The sequence below is a fragment of the Streptomyces sp. NPDC028305 genome (genome assembly GCF_055569495.1).
In genome coordinates this window covers 414,535-435,985 of record NZ_JBVHTN010000009.1, presented here as the reverse complement: position 1 = coordinate 435,985, position 21,451 = coordinate 414,535, and the positions used below count along the sequence as shown (strand labels likewise).

The following is a 21,451-nucleotide window of genomic DNA, read 5'->3' as shown; positions in this document are numbered from 1 at the left end:
GCGCCGGTGTCCACCCGGGCGGCCGGACCACGGTTCAGGGCAGTTCGTAGTGGTCGTTGAGGGCCGCCCCGGCCTCGGGGTGGGTCTGGTCGTAGCCGCGGGCGTCGCACTGGAGCGCCCCGACGACGCAGTGGTCGACGAGCGCCTTGAGCGTGCGCGCGTCCCAGGCGTTGAAGAAGTCGTAGTGGAACGACCAGCTCGGGCCGCTGGCCAGCCTCACCTGGGAGAGGTCACCGTTGACCGGGAAGGCCATCTTGAACTCGACCATCGGCAGCGCGACCGGGTGGTCGGCGGGGCACACATTGTTGTTCGTCCCGGGGTTGACCACGGGGTACGCCATATGGCTGCGGTGGTCGGGCGTGTCCAGGTACTTGCCGTCCCAGCAACTGGGCGCCTGGAACCGAATGTTGAGCTGAACGTCCGGCCGGCTCGGGCAGTCCTTGGGGAACTCGACGTTGAAGAAGCTGTCGCCGCACTCCCAGCCCTCGACGAAGCCGGGGTGGCGGCGGAACTCCTCGGCGCTCTGCATCGGGTTGCCCACCACGAACCGCAGCCCCTTGGGGAACGGCCGCACGCTGGTGTAGTCGGTCACGCCGGCCTTGTAGTAGATGGTCTGCGGGCCGACCGGCAGCACCGGCCGATCGCCCTGGAAGAGCGTGGGCATCCAATAGCCCGACTTGTCCCCCGGCGCCTTGCAGGTGGTGCGGCCGGCGTCGAGGGAGGCTGTGGTGCTGGCCGCGTCGGTGGTGGTGTTGCCCATGAAGGTGTGGTCATGGGACGCGCCCGGCTGCCGCGGATACACGATGGGGTCGTCCGCCTTGGTGTGGCTCACCGAGCAGTTGGCCTGGAACTCGTGGAAGTAGCGGTGGGGCGGCTCCTTCGTGGACGGGGTGACGCCGGTGACCGGCGGGTCCGCGGGAATGTAGCCGTCGCCGTCCGGGTCCTCGGGCGAGGAGGTGGACGGCGCCGCCATGGCGTGCCCCGCGTGGGCGGCCGTGATGCCGCCCACGGGCTGCGCCGGGGGCGCTTCGGCGCTCATCGCGATGCCACCGAGCCCGAGCGAGGTCAGCAGCAGCGCGCCTGCGATCAGGGTTCCTGAGACGATCTTCGATCTCCGTGCCATGAAGACTCCTGCCACATGGAGAGAAGGCGAAAGTGGTCAGGCGGCCGGGCACTGCGAGGATCCGCTGCGCCGTGGGGTGCGGGCCCGGCCGCCCGTATGACGGGCCGTCACAGGCCCGCGACAACGAGTGGGAGAGCGCTCTCCGAGATGGGAGTGTCACGGCGGTGACGCGACAGTGTCAAGGCGTCGAGCGAAGAGGATCAGCGCCAACTTCTATTACTTCTTGAAGAGAACGACCACAGACACCGGCGTCCGCATCCCACCCAAGAGAGCCTAAAGCACCCCAGCGACCACGGGAGTTGGCGATCGAAGAGCAACAACGGACAAGGAGTACGGTCACAACTCTTGACGTGTCGTTCACATGGATGAAGCATGCGACGGCAAGAGAGCGCTCCCTCACCCCCCATCTCGTTCATTTACTGAACCAGGAGAGTCGCCCCCATGACGCCTTCCCCCAGGCATTCCTCCCCCGACCGCGCCCCCGACCGCCCCGCCGTCGGCCGTCGAGCGGTCCTCGGCGTTGCGGCCGCCGCCGCATCGGCCCCCGCCCTCGTCGGCCTGTCCGCTCCCGCCTCCGCCGCCCCCGCGGGCCGGGGCAGGAGCCCGCGCGCCCTGCCGGGCGGCGGCGACCTCGGTCCGAACGTCATCGTCTTCGACCCGTCCACGCCCGGCATCCAGGCCAAGCTGGACGAGGTGTTCAAGAAGCAGGAGTCGGCACAGTTCGGCACCGGGCGCTACGCCCTGCTGTTCAAACCCGGCACCTACCAGGGCCTCAACGCCCAGCTCGGCTTCTACACCTCGATCGCGGGGCTGGGGCTGTCCCCCGACGACACGACGATCAACGGTGATGTCACCGTCGACGCCGGGTGGTTCAACGGCAATGCCACGCAGAACTTCTGGCGTTCCGCGGAGAACCTTGCGCTCGTACCGGTCAACGGCACCAACCGCTGGGCCGTGGCGCAGGCCGCGCCCTTCCGGCGGATGCATGTCCGCGGCGGCCTCAATCTCTCCCCCGACGGCTACGGCTGGGCGAGCGGCGGTTACATCGCGGACAGCCGCATCGACGGCCAGGTGGGACCGTACTCCCAGCAGCAGTGGTACACCCGCGACAGCGCCGTCGGCGGCTGGCTCAACGCCGTGTGGAACATGGTGTTCTCCGGTGTCGAGGGCGCGCCCGCGCAGAGCTTTCCGAACCCGCCGTACACCACGATCGACACCACCCCCATCTCCCGGGAGAAGCCATTCCTGTACCTCAACGGCACCGAATACCGGGTCTTCCTGCCCGAGAAGCGGACCAACGCCCGCGGGGTCACCTGGGGCAACGGCACCCCCAGAGGCACCTCGCTGCCTCTGTCGCAGTTCTATGTGGCCAAGCCCGGCGTCACCGCGGCCACCCTCAACGAAGCACTCACCCAGGGGCTCCAGCTGCTGCTCACCCCGGGGATCTACCACCTCGACCAGCCGATCCAGGTGAACCGGGCAAACACTGTCGTCCTCGGGCTCGGCTATGCCACCCTCATCCCCGACAACGGTGTCACCGCACTGAAGGTCGCCGACGTCGACGGGGTCCGGCTGGCCGCTTTCCTCATCGACGCCGGACCGGTCAACTCCGCCACCCTGCTGGAAGTCGGCCCGCAAGGGGCCTCGGCCGACCACTCGGCCAACCCCACCACCGTGCAGGACGTGTTCATACGCATCGGTGGCGCGGGGCCCGGCAAGGCCACCACCAGCATGGTGATCAACAGCCGTCACACCGTCGTCGACCACACCTGGGTCTGGCGCGCCGACCACGGAGACGGCGTCGGCTGGGAGACCAACCGCGCCGACTACGGAGTCCGGGTCAACGGTGACGACGTCCTCGCCACGGGTCTGTTCGTGGAGCACTTCAACAAGTACGACGTGCAGTGGTTCGGTCAGCGGGGCCGCACCATCTTCTTCCAGAACGAGAAGGCATACGACGCCCCGAACCAGGCCGCCATCCAGAACGGCTCCCTGAAGGGCTACGCGGCCTACAAGGTGGCCGACTCGGTGACCACGCACGAAGGATGGGGGCTCGGCAGCTACTGCTACTACAACGTCGACCCGAGCATCGTGCAGCACCACGGCTTCGCCGCCCCGAACGCGCCGGGGGTGAAGTTCCACAATCTGCTGGTCGTCTCGCTCGGCGGCAACGGCCAGTACGAACGCGTCATCAATGACACCGGTTCCCCCACCTCGGGCACCTCCACTGTGCCCTCCACCGTGGTGTCATATCCCTGATCCGCGATTCCTCGCGAGCCGGGGCCCCGATGAGCCAGGGGGTCCGGGTGGACCGTCCAGCCGAACGAGGCGCGGCACCCGCCCGGCCCCCGGCGACGACGGTGCGGAGTCAGCCCAGCAGCAGGGACCTTGGCTGTGCGGACAGTGCCCGGTCGAGGACGAGGGACGCCGCCCCCACCGCGGCCACGTTCTCACCCAGGGTGGTGGAGAGGACCGTCGTCGGATGGGTCGCCCTGACGAACGGGGACTGGGCGACCATCGGTTCGATGGTCGTGAGCAGACGGTCCGCGAGCAACTGCCAGGTGGGTCCGCCGAAGACGATGGTGCCGACGTCAAGGAGTGTCGCCGCCGCACACACGCCTCGGCCGATGCGGATGCCCAGGCGCTCGATGATGCCGTCCGCCTGCGCCTCCCCCTCGCCGGCGAGCTCCGCGAGCCGCTTCAGGCCGCGCTGGGCATCGGCCGGGTCGCGGACCGTGAACTCGGCTCCGAGCGCGCCCAGGGAGATGGCCTCGTCGACGAGCGTCCGGGTCGAAAAGGCCGCGCCCAGTCCGCCGACCTCGCCGGCGTTCCCCGACACACCTCGCAGCACGGTGTCATCCACCACGAGCCCCATTCCGGAACCGGTGCCGAGGTAGAAGAAGAGCAGGTTGCGGCTGTCGGTTGCCGCCCCGGCCCAACGCTCCGCGACGACGGCGGCCGTGACGTCCTTGTCGAGCAGGGCCGGAAATCCGGTTGCCTCACTGAGCCGGTCGCGCAGCGGATAGCGGCCCCAGCCACGCAGTTCCGGCGGGTCGACGACCCATCCGGCGGCCGCATCGATCGGCCCCGGCGCTGCGATGCCCAGACCCAGGACCGCTGCCGTGTCAACCAACGCTTCCGCCACGAGCGCACCTACCGAGGCAGCCATGTCGGCGACGATCCCGTCGGTGTCGCCGCCGCTCGGGGTCCGCCGGCTGCGCTGGGCCACGACCGTGCCGAGCAGGTCCACCAGGACGCAGCTGATGACGGCCGGGTCGAGGTGGACTCCCACGGCATAGCGGGAGGTGGGGACGGCTTCGAGAAGTGTGCGAGGCTTTCCGCTGCCTGTGTTGTGCTTGCCCGATTCGCGGGCCACACCTTGGTCGAGCAGCCGCCGGGTGATGTTCGAGACGGTCTGCGCGGACAGGCCGGTGGCCTGTGCGAGTTCCACGCGGCTCAGGCCGGTGGGGTGGCGGCGGATGGCGTCGAGAATCACGGATTCATTGAAGTCGCCCATGCGCGGCAGGTTGGTGCCGCGCCGAATGGCGGCCTTCTCGGTTCTCGCCGTCTTGGCCGTCAATGTGCCTCCCCGGCCACGTCGGGGCGCAGGCGCAGAGTACGGATCTGGAAGGGCCGGAACCGGAGATCGACGGCCCGTTCGTCGTCGGGGCGGGCCGTCAGTTGCTGAGCCGGCACTTCCAGCAGGTCGCAGTCGAACGCCGCGGCGAGCGGGAAACCCACGCGCAGGCGCGCGGCGACCGCTCCACCGCATGCCTCGTACAGGCGGACCACAACGTCCCCGCTCCGGTCGTCCGCGAGCTTCACCGACTCCACCACGATGTCCGTGGTGTCGAGTCCGGCCAGGGAGCGGGCCGAGGCCGGGGCCGGACGCAGCGGCAGGTTCAGCGCGTAGCCCCCGGCGATCGCCCCCTCGATCCCGGTGCCCGCGAGGAGGGCGTAGCTGAAGCTGTGCCGCCCGCGATCGGCCTGCGGGTCGGGGCTGTGCGGGGAACGCAGCAGCGAGAGCCGGACCGTGGTGGTGGTTCCGCCGTCCTCCCGGGTGTCGCGGCCCACATCGTGGCCGTATGTCGAGTCGCTCAGCAGGGCCGCACCCCAGTGCCGTTCGCCGACGTGCACCCAGCGGTGCGCCCACAGTTCGAAGCGGGCCGCGTCCCAGCTGGTGTTCTCGTGTGTGGGGCGCTGCACATGGCCGAACTGGATCTCGGCGCTCTCCCGGTCCGCGTGCACATCCAGCGGCCAGGCCGCCTTGAGGACGGTGTCCCGCTCCTGCCAGTCGATGTCGTTGCGGACGATCACCTGGCGGGACTCGGCGGCGACCTCGACGTGCTGGACGAACCGGGACGCTCCGTAGGCGCGCTCGACCCGGACCGACGCGAGCAGCGGTCCCTCGTCCACGAGGGTCACCGACTCGGCCTCGTCCAGGTCGCGCACGGTGTCGCGGTAGTACGGGTCGATGTTCCACGCCGACCACAGGTTGGGGTCGTCGGGGTGGAGCTGGAGGAGGTTGCCCGCGGTGCCGGGGGCGATGGCCTCGCGCTGTGCCGTGTGGTCGTACACCGACGTGATCAGGCCGCGGCGGTCCACGACGACCGTCAGCACCCCGTTGTCGAGGATGAAGCCCGCGTCCTGTGCCGTGGCGGTCACGGAGCCCCGGTGCGTGTCCACCGGGCCGCCCGTGGCGAGCGGCGGGACGTCGGCGAGGACGGCGCTGCGTCCGTCGAAGAGACGCTGCGCTCCCGCGAACTCCCCGCCGGTGACGACGGCGACCTCGCGACGGGCGTAGGGACCGGCGTTGAGCAGCGCGGGCGCGCCGGGCAGGTGACCGACCGCGTCGGCGATCAGCATCTCGAGCTCGGCGTGGATCTCGGCGTACTCACGCTCGGCCTGCTGGTGCACCCAGGCGATGGACGAGCCCGGCAGGATGTCGTGGAACTGGTTGAGCAGGACCCGCCGCCACAGCGAGTCCAGGCGCTCGTACGGATACGGCGCCCCGGCCCGGACAGCGGCGGTCGCGGCCCAGAGTTCGGCCTCGCGCAGCAGGGCCTCGCTGCGCCGGTTGCCGCGTTTGGTGCGCGCCTGGCTGGTGTAGGTGCCGCGATGGTTCTCCAGGTACAGCTCGCCACGCCAGACGGGGAGTCGGTCGCGTTCGGAGCGTGCCGCCGCGAAGAAGTCGTCCGGCGCCTCGATGACGACCTTGGGCGAACCTTCGAGGTCGCGCAGGCGGCGGGCCCTCTCCAGCATCGAGCGGCTGGGACCGCCACCTCCGTCGCCGTAACCGAACGGGACGAGCGAGCGCGTCGCCACGCCCTTGTCCTGGAAGTTGCTCTCGGCGTGCGCGAGTTCGGCCGCGGTGAGGGAGGCGACGTAGCTGTCGACGGGCGGGAAGTGGGTGAAGATACGCGAGCCGTCGATGCCCTCCCACGCGAAGGTGTGGTGCGGCAGCTTGTTGGTCTCGTTCCAGGACAGCTTCTGGGTGAGGAACCACTCGGCTCCCGCGAGCTTCGCGAGCTGCGGGTAGGCGGCGGTGTACCCGAACGAATCGGGCAGCCATACGCCCTTCTGCTCGACGCCGAACTCCTCCGCGAAGAAGCGCCGCCCGTAGACGAGTTGGCGTGCGAGCGCTTCGCCGCCGGGGAGGTTCCCGTCGGCCTCGACCCACATACCGCCAACAGGCACCCAGGTGCCGTCGGCGACCGCTCGCTTCATCCGGGCGAAGATATCCGGGTGGTGTTCCTTCATCCACGCGTACTGCTGTGCCGAGGAGCAGGCGAAGATCAGCTCCGGATACTCCTGGGCGAGGGTGGTCATGTTGGTGAAGGTGCGCGCGCATTTGCGCACGGTCTCCCGGACCGGCCACAGCCAGGCCGAGTCGATATGGGCGTGGCCGACCGCGGCGATGGTGTGCGCGGAGGCGTGTGCGGGCCGGGCCAGCACATCGGCCAGCCGGCCGCGGGCCTGCACCGCGGTGCCCGCCACGTCGCCCGGGTCGACGGTGTCGGCGGCGCGGCGCAGCGCGTAGCGGATCTCGTGACGCCGCGATGAGCCGAGCGGCAGCTCATGCATCAGCTCGTCGAGCACCTCGATGTCGTGGATGAGGTGCCATACGTCGTCCTCGCGTACTGCGATCTCGGCCTGCTTGAGGCGGTAGATGTGCTCGGCGCCGGCGGTCTCGCGCGAACCGTGGTGGATGTGCAGACCCGCGCTGGCCACGATGGGCGGGTTGGCGGCGAGCTCGATCAGCAGGTCCACGCGGGCGCCACCGTTGGCGGAGTCGGTGAGCAGCGCGCTTCGGTGGTAAGGGTGCAGGCCCTGGATCGGTGTGCCGTGGGCATCGTGCACCAGGCCCTCGGCCTGACCGCCGGGCCCCTTGGTGAGGTCGAAGTCGAGGTCGAAGACGGCCTCGACGCGACGCCCCGTCCACTGCTCGGGTATCTCCGCAGTCGCCCGCATCCACGTTGTCGCCCACGGGCCGCCCCAGGTGGAGCCGAGGGTGAAGGGCTCGTAGTCGGCGCGCAGGGCGTCGGCCACGGGGACCGGTTCGCCTTCGACGAGCCAGGCGCTCAGGGTGAGCGGGCAAACGGAGCTGTAGAGGGCGGGGCGGATCACACGGTCCAGCAGTTTGCGGATCCGTGTCTCGATGATCCGGCGGTCGTCATGCACGGAGCTGGTCCTTCCAGGCCTCTTTTTCAGCGGCGGGCAGTCGAATGGCGTCCCGTGCGCCGTCGGCCCAGGTCACGTCCGCGACCAGGGTGGTCCCCTCGGCACGGGTGGTGACCCGCGGCAGGGAGTCGGGATCCGAACCGCCGAGGTGAACGAGGGCGACGTGGAGGGTGCCGTGGGCGACCGGGCCGTCGGTCCGCACGACGGGGGTGGCGGATGCGGCGCCCAGCGCGTTGCTGTCGGCTCCCGGCACTACGGACGCGGCGGACAACCCGTGTGCTCCGATGAGAGAGGAGACCAGCCCGTCGACGCCTGCTACGCGGGCGGTGGCGCCTTGCGCAGCGCACGGCGCGCCCTGCGGATCGACAGCGAGGGACCATCCGCCGATCCGCAGCACATGACCGGTCGACTCATCCCCGGCGGCGGGGTCGACGCGCACGGCCCGTACCTCGATCGACCCGCGCAACGCGGAACCGACGGTGACCCAGGGACCGAGCACGTAAGGGGTATCGGGCCCGCCGAACGGGTCCCACGTCGCGTCCTGTGGCCAGTGCGCGCGCGAGCGCGAGACGGCTGTGGCACCGGCCATGGAGATCCTGGTCGCCGGGCGGCGGTGCGAGGCACGGCCCGCCGCGTCGAGGAGCACGACCGCGTTGTCGAGCGGGCCGGTGTCCGCGCAGGCGCCCGGACCGGCCGTGGGGTCGCCGGGGGTCTCGGGTGCCGTGTGTGTCGAGTAGGCGAACCGGGCGTAGCAGGGGTCGTCGGCATGGGGCCGAGCCGGGTCAGCGTGGTCGCCGCCGTGGTTGACGACTCGTACGACACCGTCGGCGGCCGTACCGGAGACCAGCCAGCCGGGCGCGGGCAGGGCGCGCGTGACGTTGCCCTGATCTATGGCGAGTTGTGCCTCATCCTCGGTCCACACCGGGTGGTCCGGCGGCAGAGCGAGACCGATGAAGCCCTTGCTCGCCCAGTACGGGGACGCGGGTCCCGAGTACGCCTGGAGGATGCCGCGGTAGGGCCGGTGCCAGCCGAGCGTGAGCAGTCCCCGCTCGTCCATGGCGCCGTGGTCGGTGAAGTGGTGGAGCATACGGTTCGCCAGTGCCCGGGTCTCCCCCGGTGCCAGTGGCGTCGCGTCGAACAGGGCGCCGGTCCACAGCGAGGCGAGCGCGGCGTGGCGGTACGTAAGGGAGCGGCCCTGGATGAGCGGTGAGCCGTTGGCGCCGATCAGGAGGCGCTGGTCCGCCAGGAAGCGGTGCAGCCGGGCCCGGTAGCGGTCGAGGAGTCCGCCGGGTGCCGCATCGCCGAGGATGCGGCAGAACCACAACGGGTACAGGTGCATGGCCCAGCCGTTGTAGTGGTCGAAGTTGCGGTGGGCGCCGCCGGTGAGGCCGTCGGAGTACCAGCCGTCGCCCGCGTACCAGCCGTCCGTCAGGGCGATGATCCGGTCCAGGTCCTGTTGCCGCCACTGACCGCCGACCGTGCGGGCGAATGCCTCGGTGATGCCCTGGAACCAGATCCAGTTGTTGCCGGGCATCGGGTCGCCGACCATCGGGGCGAGCCAGTCGAGGACCCGCTGCCGCACCTGGTCGTCGAGCCGGTCCCAGATCAACGGCCGCGTCTCGTGCAGCGCGAGCGCGATGGACGCGGCCTCGACCTTGGCCTGGTTGCACTCGGTGAACGTGGGCCAGCGCTCCGGGTTCTCCGGGTCGGTGCCGGCGGCCAGGCCCCGCGCGTACCACCCGGCGATGTCGTGCGGATCGTTCCCGCCCCCTCCCGCGAGCCGGAAGCCGGCCAGCAGGAAGGTGCGGGCGAAGCCTTCGAGTCCGTCGCTGTGCGCACCGTTCGCGCTCGGCACGCCGGGCAGGTCGATCAGGGCGTGCTCGTCGGTGGCGTAGGGCCGGACGGCGAGCAGCAGCTGGTCTGCGGTCCGCTCCCAGTGGGCACGGTCCTCGGCTGGGGTGCGATTCATGACCGCGGCAGGCGCAGGGTCACCATCTGGAACGGTCGCAGTGCGAGCACGACGCCACCGTCGGCGTGTGTCGGTGGCCCGGCGTCCGGGAGCGGCCGCTCCAGCAGATCCGTCGGAGCAGCGTGTTCGATGGCGAAGCCGTCGATGCGGACGATGGCACGGGCGCGGCCGCCGTGCGCCTCGTAGAGGCGGACGACGAGGTCGCCGCTGCGGTCGTCGGCCAGCTTCACCGCGCTGACCACCACGGCGTCGTTGTCCACGGCGACCAGAGGCGCGACCGCTTCGGCGGTTCCGGTGATCCGGCGCTCGGGCAGGTTGGCCCGGTGGCCCTCGCGGACGGCGTCACCGATCGTCGCACCCGGCGCGAGCGCGTGATGGAATCGGTGCACACCCTGATCGGTCTCCGGGTCCGGGTAGCGAGGCGCGCGCAGCAGCGAGGCCCGCACCGTGGTCGTCGTACCCGCGTCGGCACCCGTACGGACGGCGCGGGTCACGTCGTGGCCGTACGTCGCGTCGTTGACGAGCGCCACGCCCCAGCCCGGCTCCTCGACATGGACGAAGCGGTGGTTGCAGGCCTCGAATCTGGCCCACTCCCAGCTCGTGTTCTGGTGGGTGGGACGGTACACATGGCCGAACTGCGTCTCGGAGGCGTACCGGTCGGCCTTCACATCGAGCGGGAACGCCAGCTTCAGGAACTTCTCCGTCTCGTGCCAGTCGACCTCGGTGTCGATGTCGAGCCGCTTCGCGTCGGCAGGAACGGACAGCAGCTGAACCGCCTTGGAGCGCCCGAAGACCCGCTCAATCCGCACCGCGCCGCCGTCGACACGTACGTCGGCTGCCTCGGTGAGGTCGCTTCCGACGTTGCGGTAGAAGGCGTCCACGTCCCAGGCGTCCCACTGGTTGGGAAAGTCGGGGTGCAGCTGAAGCAGGTTGGCCGCCTGCCCCGGAGCGATCACCTCCCGGTCGCCGATGCGGTCGTAGACGGAGACCACCAGGCCCCGCCCGTCGATCTCGACCCGGAGCAAGCCGTTGTCCAGGACGTAGCCGCCCCCGTCACGCGGGACAGGAGTAACACCGTCCCCGTCCGTGGCCTGTGCGGAGGCTCCCCGGGCGGGGACCGAACGGCGGTTGTGGGGAGCTGAGTTGAAGACGATCTCGGTGCCTCCCGATGGATCACCGGCCAGCGCGCGCTGCGCATCCGCGATGATGCCCTCGAGTTCCGCGGCGAGGCGCGCATAGGTCTCGCGTGCCTCTCGGTGCACCCATGCGATGGACGAACCCGGCAGGATGTCGTGGAACTGGTGCAGCAGCACCGTCTTCCAGATCCGGTCCAGCTCTTCGTACGGATACGGGAAACTGCGGCGCACCGTCGCCGTCGCGGCCCACAGCTCCGCCTCGTACAGGAGGGACTCGCTGCGCCGGTTGCCGCGCTTCGTCTGCGCCTGGCTGGTGAGGGTGGCGCGGTGCAGCTCGAGGTAGAGCTCGCCGACCCAGACGGGCGGGTTCGGGTATTCGGCCTCGGCCTTGCTGAAGAAGGTGGCGGGGGTCTCCCACACGACGGCCGCGGCGCCCTCCAGGCTTCGCATCCGGGCCGCCTTGGCGACCATCTCGCGCGTGGTGCCGCCTCCGCCGTCGCCATAGCCGGTCGGCGCGAGGGAGTGCGTGGCGACACCCTTCTCCTTGAAATTCTTCGCGGCATGGGCCAGCTGGCGGCCCGTCATCTCGCAGTTGTACGAGTCGACGGGCGGGAAGTGCGTGAAGATGCGGGTGCCGTCGATGCCCTCCCAGAAGAAGGTGTGGTGCGGGAACGTGTTGGTGCGGCTCCACGAGATCTTCTGGGTGAGCAGGCGTGTCGAGCCCGCGGCTTTGATGATCTGCGGCAGGCCGGCCGCGAAGCCGAACGTGTCGGGCAGCCACGCCTCGTCGCTCTCGATACCGAACTCTTCGAGGAAGAAGCGCTTGCCGTGGACGAACTGGCGGGCCATCGCCTCCGACCCGGGCATGTTGGTGTCGGACTCGACCCACATCCCGCCGACGGGTACGAACCGCCCGTCGGCGACGGCCTTCTTGACCCGGGCGTACACCTCGGGCCGGTGCTCCTTGATCCAGGCGAACTGCTGCGCCTGGGACATGGCGAAGATGAACTCGGGCTCGTCCTCGATGAGTTGCGTCATGTTCGACGCCGTGCGGGCGACCTTGCGAACCGTCTCGCGCAGCGGCCACAGCCACGCGGAGTCGATGTGGGCGTGGCCGACGGCACTGACGCGGTGGGCCGCGGGGACGGCGGGCGCGGCGAGCACACCGGCCAGTTCGTCCCGTGCGGCCTGCGCCGTACCGTTGACGTCCTGGAGGTCGACGGCGTCCAGGGCGCGGCCGACCGCGCGCAGGATCTCCCAGCGGCGGGCCCCGTCGACGGGAAGTTCCGCCATCAGTTCCCCGAGCACCTCCAGGTCCATGGCCAGGTTCCAGACCGTCTCGTCGAAGACGGCCAGCCGCATCTCGCCGAGCACGTACTGGGGTGCGTCACCGGCGGTGGCCTTGTCGCCCATCGGTGTCGGCTGGAACGGGACGCCGCTCGCGTCGAGGTCCGGGTTGGAGGCCGCCTCGATGCGCCAGTGGATCCGCTCGCCGCCGGACACGGGCGAGCCGACGCCGACGTGGTTGTTGCGCGGGTGGAGTCCCTTGACCGGGGTGCCGTCGGGGGCGTGGACGAGGCCCTCACACTGGAAACCCGGGGTGCGCGGGGTGAATCCGAGGTCGAGGACGGCCTCGACGGTGCGGCCCGCCCACTCGGCGGGGACCGTCCCGGTGACCTTGAACCAGCTCGTCCCCCACGGCGTTCCCCACGGGGTGCCGGGGGCGATGGGGCGGGTGGGTGCCGCAAGGCCCTCGGCCACCGGCACGGGTTCTCCGGGGGTGGACCAGATCTCCACGGCGAGGGGTGTCGTGAGGGGGTGGACGGCCGGCCGGATGCGCTCTCTGAGGACGCGTTCCAGGCGTGCTTCGACCAGCTTCCGGTCGTCGTGCATGAAAGGGGTCTCCCTGTTGCTGCGAGCGGGCGAGAGGTGGTGCGGGTGTCGTTCAGCGACCGTCCACCGGAGCGGGGCGCTCGCAGGAGCTGGTCACCTGGAGCGCTCGGCCCTGGGCCGCCGCGTCCATGAGGGTGAGCATGATGTCCAGGACGTGTGCGGCGAGTTCGGCCGACGCCCGGTGCGGTCGTCCGGCCGACAGCGCATCGGCCAGGTCGGCGAGGCCCACGCCGCGTCCCGCGTCCGGGTAGCCGGCGGAGACGGGCAGCATCTTCCAGCCGTCTCCGCGGTGGATCTCGACGGCGCCGTCGAAGCCGTTCGGGTCGGGCAGGGACAGCGAGGCTTCGGTGCCGTGGACCTCGATGCGCGGCAGCCGCGCTGCGTGGATGTCGAAGCTCATCACGAGCGTGGACAGGGCTCCACCCGCGTGCTCCAGGACGCCGGTGATGTGGGTGTCCACCTCCACCGGGAAGGTGTGTCCGGCGCGCGGGCCGCTGCCGATCGTGCGCTGTGCGCGCGGTCGGGAGGAGGCGCCGGTCACCCTGACCACCGGGCCGAGCAGGTGGACCAGGGCCGACAGGTAGTAGGGCCCCATGTCGAGCAGTGGGCCGCCACCCGGCTGGTAGTAGAACTCCGGGTCCGGATGCCACTTCTCATGGCCCGCGGTGGTCATGAACGCGGTGGCCGCGACCGGCGCGCCGATCAGGCCGTCGTCCACCGCCTTGCGCGCCGTCTGGGTTCCGGTGCCGAGGACCGTGTCGGGCGCGCAGCCGACCCGCAGGCCTGACATGCGCGCCGCCTCCAGCACGGCGTCGGCCTCCTTGCGGTTGGCCGCCAGGGGCTTCTCGCCGTACACATGCTTGCCCGCGCCGAGCGCCGCGAGGGCGACCTCGGCGTGCGCGGCCGGGATCGTCAGGTTGAGCACGGCGTCCACGTCGTCCCGGGCCACCAGGTCGGCCACGGACTCCGCGACGGCCGGTTCTCCCCCGCCCGTGCCCTGCTCCGCAACGGCCCGGGCGCGGCCGCGGTCGAGGTCGGTGACGGCGGTCAGCCGCAGCGAGGTCAGCCGCTCCAGCGTCGCGAGGTAGGCGCCGCTGATCTTTCCCGCGCCCACGATGCCGATGTTCAAAGGCTTCAGCGGCTCGCCCACAGCAGTCCCCTTTCGGTCAGCGTGCGCACCTCGGGCACGTCGAAGTCGTCGGGCTTGTGCCCGATGGTCGAGACGAAGACCCGGCCCGCGCCCCAGGTCCTGGTCCACACGGCGGGCATCACCGCGGGCCGGTCCCGCAGTTCGTCGGCCGCGAAGGTGGTGGTGGCGAGGACGTCGATATGCGGGTCGGTGAGCACCCAGTACTGCTCGGTGTGCACGGTGAAGTCGTCGAGGCCTTCGATGACGGGATGGTCGGCTCGCTCGGGCAGCAGGCGCACGGTGTGGTCGTGGAAGCCCGGCGGGTGCATCACGAACTTGCCGCCGGTCAGCAGGTGGTAGCCGTGGTCGTGGAAGCAGTCGACAATGCCGCCGTGCCAGCCGGCGAGGCCGGTGCCCGCGCGCACCGCCACGGCGAGGTTTTCGCTCTGCTCGCGGGTGATGGTCCCCATCGTCCAGCACTGCACGATCAGGTCGGTCGCGGCCAAGCGCTCCCCGTCCTCGTACACGGCGAGGTCCTCGGAGGTTTCCACAGTGAATCCGCGGTCCTTGAGAAACGGTACGAAGCTGTCGCTGATCGTCACGGGCTGATGCCCGTCCCAGCCGCCACGGACGACGAGCGCCCGCCGGATGTCGCTGGTCAAGGTAATGACACGCTCCCATCGGCGCCGCAGGGTGGAGTGCGGCGGTCGGAGTCGGATGAAGTCGCTCAACGGGTCGTCGCGGCCCAGCGGAAGTTGATGCTGAGCGAGAAGCTACGAACCGCCGTCGCATTTTGTCAATACGTTGGAGGAAGCATGGGAGGGCCCGCGCACCCCGAGTCGACGAAGGTCTTGTTCACGCCTACCGGCTCAGGTGTCAGGCCACTTATTTTCCACTCTCCACTCAATTTACTACCGGCAACAAGAATTCTCCTTGACCAGTTTCCGATTCGCGGGAGAAATGCCCACGCCGGCCATTGACGCCGGGCGACGCCATGGTTTTGCTGGCACGCGGAGAAATACCCCCACTCCCCCAACCCCACTGGAGGAACTCCATGGCCCTCACCAGGCGCAGAATGATCGGCGGCGCGATCGCCGCGACCGCGGGCCTGGGCACCGTGGCCGGACTGACGCGGGCCGACGCGGCCGAGAGCACCGGCGCTCAGCCCGCCGCCAGCGGGCCAGGTGATGTCGTCGGCAAGATATCTGTCGGCTATCAGGGCTGGTTCGCCTGCACAGGCGACGGCTCCCCCATCAACAGCTGGTGGCACTGGAGCAGGGACCGGTTCCAATCTCCGTCACTGTCCAACACAACCATCAAATCATGGCCGGACATGGCCGATTACCAGCGCGGGTTCACCACCGCGTACCCGAACCTCAACAGCGGCGGGCCCGCTCAGCTCTTCTCGTCGTGGGACCAGCAGACCGTCGACACGCACTTTCGCTGGATGCGCGAGAACAACATCGACACGGCCGCTCTTCAGCGCTTCAACCCCTTCGGCGACGAGGGTCCGACGCGTGACGGCATGGCACAGAAGGTGCGTCAGTCGGCCGAGGCGAACGGGCGCAAGTTCTACATCATGTACGACGTCACCAGCTGGACGTCCATGCAGTCCCAGATCAAGCAGGACTGGACGGAAAAGATGAAGGCGCACACCGCGTCCAGCGCTTATGCGCGACAGAACGGCAAGCCGGTGGTGTGTATTTGGGGGTTCGGCTTCAATGACTCGGGGAGACCATTCGAGCCAGGGCCATGCAAGGACGTCGTGGACTGGTTCAAGGCACAGGGCTGTTATGTGATCGGCGGTGTGCCCACACACTGGCGTACCGGTACCGAGGATTCACGGCCCGGATTCTCCGCCGTGTACCACTCGTTCAACATGATCTCCCCATGGATGGTCGGGCGCATCTCCAGCCCTTCCCAGTCCGACGACTTCTTCACCGACATCAATTCGCCGGACAAAGCGGATTGTGATGCGAACGGCATCGACTATCAGCCGTGCGTCATGCCGGGCGATCTCCAGGAACGCCACCGCAGGCACGGTGATTTCATGTGGCGGCAGTTCTACAACATGGTGCGGCTGGGTGTGGGCGGCATCTACATCTCCATGTTCGATGAGTTCAACGAGGGCAATCAGATCGCCAAGACAGCGGCGAGGGCGGCCGATGTGCCGTCGGGTTCGGGGATCTGGGCGCTCGACGAGGACGGTACGGCGTGCTCGTCCGACTACTACCTGCGGCTGACCGGTGACGGCGGCCGGATGCTCAAGGGGCAGATCGCTCTCACCCCCAACCGGCCGACACCGACCACGTGAGGGCGGCCGGGGCCGAGGCGGGGCGCTCCCCCTGCCTCAGCCCCGCTCGCGTCCCTTCAGGCGCGGGGTGAAGGTGGCGTGGAACAGCGTCGACGCGGCGCCCACCGCGGCGGCTTCCGCGCTCAGCACCGAGCGCTCCACGTGGACGCGCCGCAGCCGGCGGGCGGTGGGGAACTCGTTGACGGCGCGGCCGATCTCCTCCAAGTAGCAGTCGGCGACGTCGTCGGTGAAGAACGGGCCGCCCAGGACGATCAGGTCGATGTCGAGAAGGTCGACGAGTCCCAGGGCTCCTCGTCCGACGGCACGTGCCACTTCGCGCAGGGCGGCGGTGGCGGCCGGGTGTCCGGCCGCGGCCGCGCGCCCGACGGCGCGGTATGCCTCGGTGCTGCTGTGCTCCGTGCCGACGGTGCGCAGGCCGAGCCGCTCGGCGAACTGCGGCACGGACACGGGCGGGTTGCACTCGGGCAGGATCTCGGGCCGTCCGTCCGCGGCGACACGGTCGAGGGCGAGCGCGCACAGCTGCCCGAACTCCCCCGCGTTCGCGCTGACTCCACGGTAGAGGTCGCCGTTGAGGTAGAGGCCGGAGCCGACGCCGGTGCCGAGATAGAGGTAGGCGAAGTCCCGGGCCCTGCGGTCGCGCCCGATCCAGCGCTCGCCCGCGGCGGCGGCGAGCGAGTCCTTCTCGATGAGGACCGGGCAGGGGAAGTGCTCCTTCAGCAGGTACAGGAGGGGCAGGTCCTGCCAGGCCCGCATCAGGGGCGGCCCGAGGACGGTGCCGGAGGCGATGTCGACCGGCCCCGGCACGGCCACGCCGACGCCGAGGAAGCCGTTGGGCTGAACGGCGCCACGCGCCTTGCCGAGCGCTTCATGGCCCACCTCGACGGCTTGCGCGACGAACTCCGCGGGGTCGATGTCGGCACTGATGGTGCGTGTGCACGTACACACGAGGGCTCCGTCGAGGTCGATCACGACGGCGGTGAGCACCTCCGGGTCGATGTGCAGGCCGAGCGCGTGCGCGGCGGAGCCGCACAGCCGCACCGGTGTGCGCGGCTTGCCGGAAGTGGCACGGCGCTGGGCGTCCTCCACGAGAAAGCCACGGTCCAGCAGCGACCGGGCGATACGGGACACGGACTGCTGGGTGAGGCCGGTCCGGTGGGCGATCTCGCCGCGGGTGACGGTGCCGACGAGGCGTACGGTCTCGATGACCACGCACTCGTTGAAGGATCCGAGGTCGAGCTGGTTGACTCCGCTGAACGACGGTGCGTCCGGGGCGTGCCAACCGCCATCCGGACGGCTCTGGTGCTCGGCGACGCGCTCGCGCAGCCAGCGGACCGAGCGCCCGGCCGACTGTGCGGGGCGCTCGAGCGCGGCCACCAGGTCGAGGAAGACCCGGCGTGACGACTCCGGGTGGCTCGTGCTGTCCAGGGCGATCAGGGCATTGAGGAAGCCGCGCCAGCTCGCGCGCACCGGCAGGTCGTGGTGGCTGACGAGCGATCCGGCGGGCCACCGCTCATCGGTCGACCACAGCGTGACGGCGTGCAGGGTGATGTCCGCGTGCAGGGCCGCCGCGTCGGCGAGGAAGGCGCTGAACTCCTGGTCCTCCGAGGCGGGTTCGAGGCGCAGCGTGTCCAGGGCCCGGTCGAGTCCGGCCAGCACCTCGGCGTCGATCACGGTGACCGCGGCCGCGGGCCTCGGGGCCTCCGTGCGGGTGCCGACGAGCAGGACGCCGCGGTCGGCGTCGGCGTACAGGCCCATCACCCATGCATCGGCGCCGGGCAGTGGCGGACGGGTCGGGATGCGGGGGACGATCGGCTGGTCCGGCATGATGTTCCAGCGGCGGCGGATCGCCGCGACCGTGGCGTGGGAGACGCCGAGTTCGCGGGCGACGGCACGGCTCGCGCCGCTGCCGCCGGGCGCGAGCAGGGTCCGGGTGACGACGTCCGCCTCGTCGACCGTGACGGGCCGTCCGGTGCGCCTGCGCTGTTCGAGCGCGGCGAGTCCGCCGCTGTACCAGCGGTGCCGCCAGGCGCCCACGGTCTGCCGGGACACGCCGAGGCGCCGTGCGATCTCCGCGTCGCGCCGGCCCTCGGCGGCCAGCAGCACGATCCGAGCGCGCAGCGCGAGGGGCCCGTCGGCCGCGGCCCAGTCGCGCAGCGTGGCCCGGGCCTGGGACGTCAGCGTGTCGGCGTGGAGGGGATCAGGCACCGAGCGGCTCCTCGTCGGCCTCGGCCCGGCTGATCCTCAGGGTGCGGATCTCGAACGGGCGAAGTTGCAGGTGGATGTGGGGTCCGTCGTGGGCGTGCGGGACGGCGTTCTCCTCGAGCAGGTCGGTCGTACACACTTCGGCGACGTTGAAGTCTGCGGTGAGCGTGGTCAGCGCAGCGTTGCCGCCGGCTTCGTACAGACGTATGACGACGTCTCCGCTGCGGTCCTCGGCGAGCTTCACCGTCTCCACGACGACGTCCGGGTGGTCGACGCGCACCAGCGGACGCAACGACGACGCCCCGTCCGACAGGCGCAGAGGCATGTCCAGGCGGTAGCCGTCCACGACAGCGTCGCCGACGGTGGCGCCGGGGCGCACGGTGTGCCGGAAACGGTGCACTCCCCGGTCGGCGTACGGGTCAGGGCTGTGCGGGGCGCGGAGCAGGGTGTGCCGCAGCGTCGTGTCCGTGCCGCCGTCGCACCGTTCGCGACGGACGACGTCGTGGCCGTGGGTGACGTCGCCGGCGAAGCCGACCGTCCACGTGGGGGCGCCGACATGGATCCAGCGCTGCGCCACCCGTTCGTCTCCGTCGCCCGGTGCGTGCACGGTGTGGCCGAAGGCGATGCCGCAACGTACCTGGGATGCTTGCCCGCTGAGCGGCCAGGCCTGTTTGAGGGTGGTGTCGCGCTCGCGCCAGTCGACCTCGGTGTCGACGGTCAGCGAGGGGCCGCCAGCGGTCAGCGTCAGATCCTGTGTGAAGACGGAACGGCCGTTTCCGCGGCGTACCCGCACCGTGGCCACCAGCGGCCCGCTCGCGAGAAGTTCGACGTCCTGCGCGTGGATCAGGTCCCGGCGCGTCCGGTCGCTGCCGAGCGCGAGTGTGCGGGCAGGATCGGCGACCGGCTCGTCACGGTGGAGTTCCAGCAGGTTTCCGCGCCCGCCGGGGGCGATGACATCGTGACCCGTGGCCGGGTCGACGAGGGAACGCACGAGACCGTCGCCGTCGATGGTGACGCGCACCAGGCCGTTGTCGAGGACGCGGTGCCCCTCGCGGGTGCGGCGGGCCATGACCGGTGCCGTACCGTCCAGTGCGATGCCCACCGGGCCGCTGCCGTGGGCGGGCGCTTGGGCGAGCATCGCGCACCGCCCGTCGGGCAGCCCCTGGGCGACGGCGGCGCCCTCGACCACGCCGTCCAGCACGACGACCTCGCGGCGGGCGAACGGTGCCGCGTTGTGCGCGGCGACGTCCCCGCCCGGCCCGAGGGCGCGGTGGACGATCCGGGTGAGCCGGCGCGCGGCCTGGTGGTGCGCATCCTCGGCGTCCTGGCGGGCCCGGGCAACCGCGGCGCCGGCGAGGACGTCGTGGCTCTGCTGGGTGAGCACCGACTGCCAGATGCGGTTCAGTGCGTCGTACGGATAGGGAATGCCGCGCCGCACCGCCGCCGTAGCCGACCACAGCTCCGCCTCATGGAGCAGCACTTCGCACATCCGGTTGCCTCGCTTGGTGCGCGCCTGGCTGGTGTACGCGCCCGCGTGCGGGGCGAGGTCGAGGGCGCCACGCATGGTGGCGCCGACGTCCGTGTCGTGTGCGGGGTGCAGGGTGTGTGACCGCGGACCGTCCAGGTCCGCAAGGCGGCGGGCCCGCTCCAGCGTGGCGCGGTCGGGGTTGCGCAGGGTGTGGCAGGACCGGGCAGAGGCGTCATCGTTCCCGGGGCCGGCCGCACGGCCCGCGAGGCGGGTGAACATGGTGGTGCCGTCGATGCCCTCCCAGGCGACGGTTGGCCCCGACCGCGACTCGTCCAGTCGGGAGACCAGCAGCCAGTGCGCGCCCACGGCCCTGGCGATCTGAGGCAGGGCCGGCGAGACACCGTCCGCGTCGGTCAGCCAGACACCGTCGCTGTCGGCGCCGAATTCGCCACGGAGAAACCGACGCCCGTGTACGAACTGCCGTACCAGCGACTCCGCTCCGGCCAGTTCGGTGTCGGCCTGCGCCCACAGGCCGCCGACCGGCAACCAGGCGCCGTCGGCGACCATCTTGCGCAGCCGCTCGAAGACATGCGGCTCATGCTGTTTCATCCAGGCGTAGTGCTGCACCGCGGGCGTGGCGGAGACGAATCCGGGGTACTCGTCGGCGAGCGCGGCGAGCGTGCTGAAGTCACGGGCGCAGGCACGGATCGCCTCGTGCAGGGGCACCGCGCCGAGCGAGGCGGGTGCGCTCTCTCCCACCACAAGGGCGGGACGGCTCGACGGCGCGACGGCGCGGGCGAGTTCGGGCGCGAGCACGGCGCATGCGGCGGAGGCGGTGCGGCCGACGGCGCGCGGGTCGACGGCGTCCATCGCGCGCTCCAGGGCGTCGCGGATGCGGGCCCCGCGCGGTACGTCGTCGGACAGCGAGCGCTGGAGTCGGTGCAGCGCCCGGATGTCGTGCGACAGCCGCCACACCGCCTCGTCGCGCACGGCGAGGTCGGCACGGCCCACCCGCAGCGGCAGGGCATCGGCTGCGGCCGCGGGGACGGAGGCCTCGACGAAGAGTCGTACGTCGTCGCCTCCATGAGCGCGCCCGGCGACGAGGACCGGGTCCGGATGCCCGGCGCCCAGTCCTTGCAGCGGCGCTCCGTACGCGTCGCGGACGAGCGCCTGCGGCCTGGCGCCTTCCCCACCGCCCAGGTCGAGGACCGCCTCGACGCGGCGGCCCGCCCAGCGCTTCGGTACGGTCGCCCGGAGCGTGAACCAGGAGGTTGACCACGGCCGCCCCCATGTGTCACCCACGGAGAACGGTTCATAGTCGGCGCGCAGGGCGACATGTGCCGGCACGGGCTCGCCCGGCAGATGCCAGGCGCCGACATCGAGAGGGATGCGGAGCGGGTACAGCGCCGGTCGCAGCCTTTGGGCGAGGAATGCGGCTATGCGCTCTTCGAGCATGGGCGGTCCCCTTCGCGTCCAGCCAGTAACCGCTATGTAAAACCATGTGTGTTATCAAGTCAACGCTTCGCACCGGCGCCC

The 21,451-nt window shown here is 70.7% G+C and carries 11 protein-coding genes; 2 read left to right on the top strand and 9 right to left on the bottom strand.

The window, feature by feature from the left end:
• Window positions 1-34 precede the first annotated feature (34 nt).
• The gene (locus ACZ4WQ_RS37080) at window positions 35-1,123 is read right to left on the bottom strand and encodes a DUF1996 domain-containing protein (RefSeq protein ID WP_468022740.1); all 1,089 of its coding nucleotides are present in this window, start codon (window positions 1,121-1,123) and stop codon (window positions 35-37) included.
• A gap of 441 nt (window positions 1,124-1,564) precedes the next feature.
• Here ACZ4WQ_RS37080 and ACZ4WQ_RS37075 point away from each other — a divergent pair, with 441 nt between their 5' ends.
• Window positions 1,565-3,382 carry a coagulation factor 5/8 type domain-containing protein gene (locus ACZ4WQ_RS37075; protein WP_468022739.1) on the top strand — a complete coding sequence of 606 codons (1,818 nt, stop codon included), beginning with the start codon at window positions 1,565-1,567 and terminating at the stop codon, window positions 3,380-3,382.
• Window positions 3,383-3,491: 109 nt separating this feature from the next.
• On the opposite strand, the gene ACZ4WQ_RS37070 is transcribed toward ACZ4WQ_RS37075, so the two are convergent.
• From ACZ4WQ_RS37070 to ACZ4WQ_RS37045, 6 genes are read right to left on the bottom strand one after another with little or no spacing between them, the layout of a single operon-like run.
• The gene (locus ACZ4WQ_RS37070; RefSeq protein ID WP_311724184.1) at window positions 3,492-4,640 is read right to left on the bottom strand and encodes an ROK family transcriptional regulator; all 1,149 of its coding nucleotides are present in this window, start codon (window positions 4,638-4,640) and stop codon (window positions 3,492-3,494) included.
• Window positions 4,641-4,699: 59 nt separating this feature from the next.
• Window positions 4,700-7,804 carry an alpha-mannosidase gene (locus ACZ4WQ_RS37065; protein ID WP_468022738.1) on the bottom strand — a complete coding sequence of 1,035 codons (3,105 nt, stop codon included), beginning with the start codon at window positions 7,802-7,804 and terminating at the stop codon, window positions 4,700-4,702.
• Entirely contained in the window at window positions 7,797-9,773 is a 1,977-nt protein-coding gene (locus ACZ4WQ_RS37060; protein ID WP_468022737.1) for a DUF2264 domain-containing protein, read from the bottom strand. Before ACZ4WQ_RS37060 ends, ACZ4WQ_RS37065 begins: the two co-directional genes overlap by 8 nt.
• Window positions 9,770-12,802, bottom strand: a complete 3,033-nt coding sequence (locus ACZ4WQ_RS37055; RefSeq protein WP_468022736.1) for an alpha-mannosidase — start codon at window positions 12,800-12,802, stop codon at window positions 9,770-9,772. The genes ACZ4WQ_RS37060 and ACZ4WQ_RS37055 overlap by 4 nt, the downstream gene beginning before the upstream one ends.
• Window positions 12,803-12,854: 52 nt before the next feature.
• Window positions 12,855-13,952: a Gfo/Idh/MocA family protein gene (locus ACZ4WQ_RS37050; RefSeq protein WP_398375118.1), complete on the bottom strand. Its 1,098-nt coding sequence runs from the start codon at window positions 13,950-13,952 to the stop codon at window positions 12,855-12,857.
• On the bottom strand, window positions 13,937-14,593 hold the full coding sequence (locus ACZ4WQ_RS37045; protein ID WP_311724118.1) for a ThuA domain-containing protein: 657 nt from the start codon (window positions 14,591-14,593) through the stop codon (window positions 13,937-13,939). The genes ACZ4WQ_RS37050 and ACZ4WQ_RS37045 overlap by 16 nt, the downstream gene beginning before the upstream one ends.
• 392 nt (window positions 14,594-14,985) lie before the next feature.
• On the opposite strand from ACZ4WQ_RS37045, the gene ACZ4WQ_RS37040 reads away from it, so the two are divergent.
• Window positions 14,986-16,245, top strand: coding sequence for a glycoside hydrolase family 71/99-like protein (locus ACZ4WQ_RS37040; RefSeq protein ID WP_398375117.1), 1,260 nt, complete (start codon window positions 14,986-14,988; stop codon window positions 16,243-16,245).
• A 36-nt stretch (window positions 16,246-16,281) separates the two neighbouring features.
• Here the strand turns inward: ACZ4WQ_RS37040 and ACZ4WQ_RS37035 are convergent, their stop codons facing one another.
• Together ACZ4WQ_RS37035 and ACZ4WQ_RS37030 are read right to left on the bottom strand one after the other, a co-directional pair.
• A complete protein-coding gene (locus ACZ4WQ_RS37035) occupies window positions 16,282-18,450 on the bottom strand; it encodes an ROK family protein (RefSeq protein WP_398375115.1) in 2,169 nt (722 codons plus the stop codon).
• Window positions 18,443-21,370, bottom strand: a complete 2,928-nt coding sequence (locus ACZ4WQ_RS37030; RefSeq protein ID WP_398375113.1) for an alpha-mannosidase — start codon at window positions 21,368-21,370, stop codon at window positions 18,443-18,445. The genes ACZ4WQ_RS37035 and ACZ4WQ_RS37030 overlap by 8 nt, the downstream gene beginning before the upstream one ends.
• Window positions 21,371-21,451 lie beyond the last annotated feature (81 nt).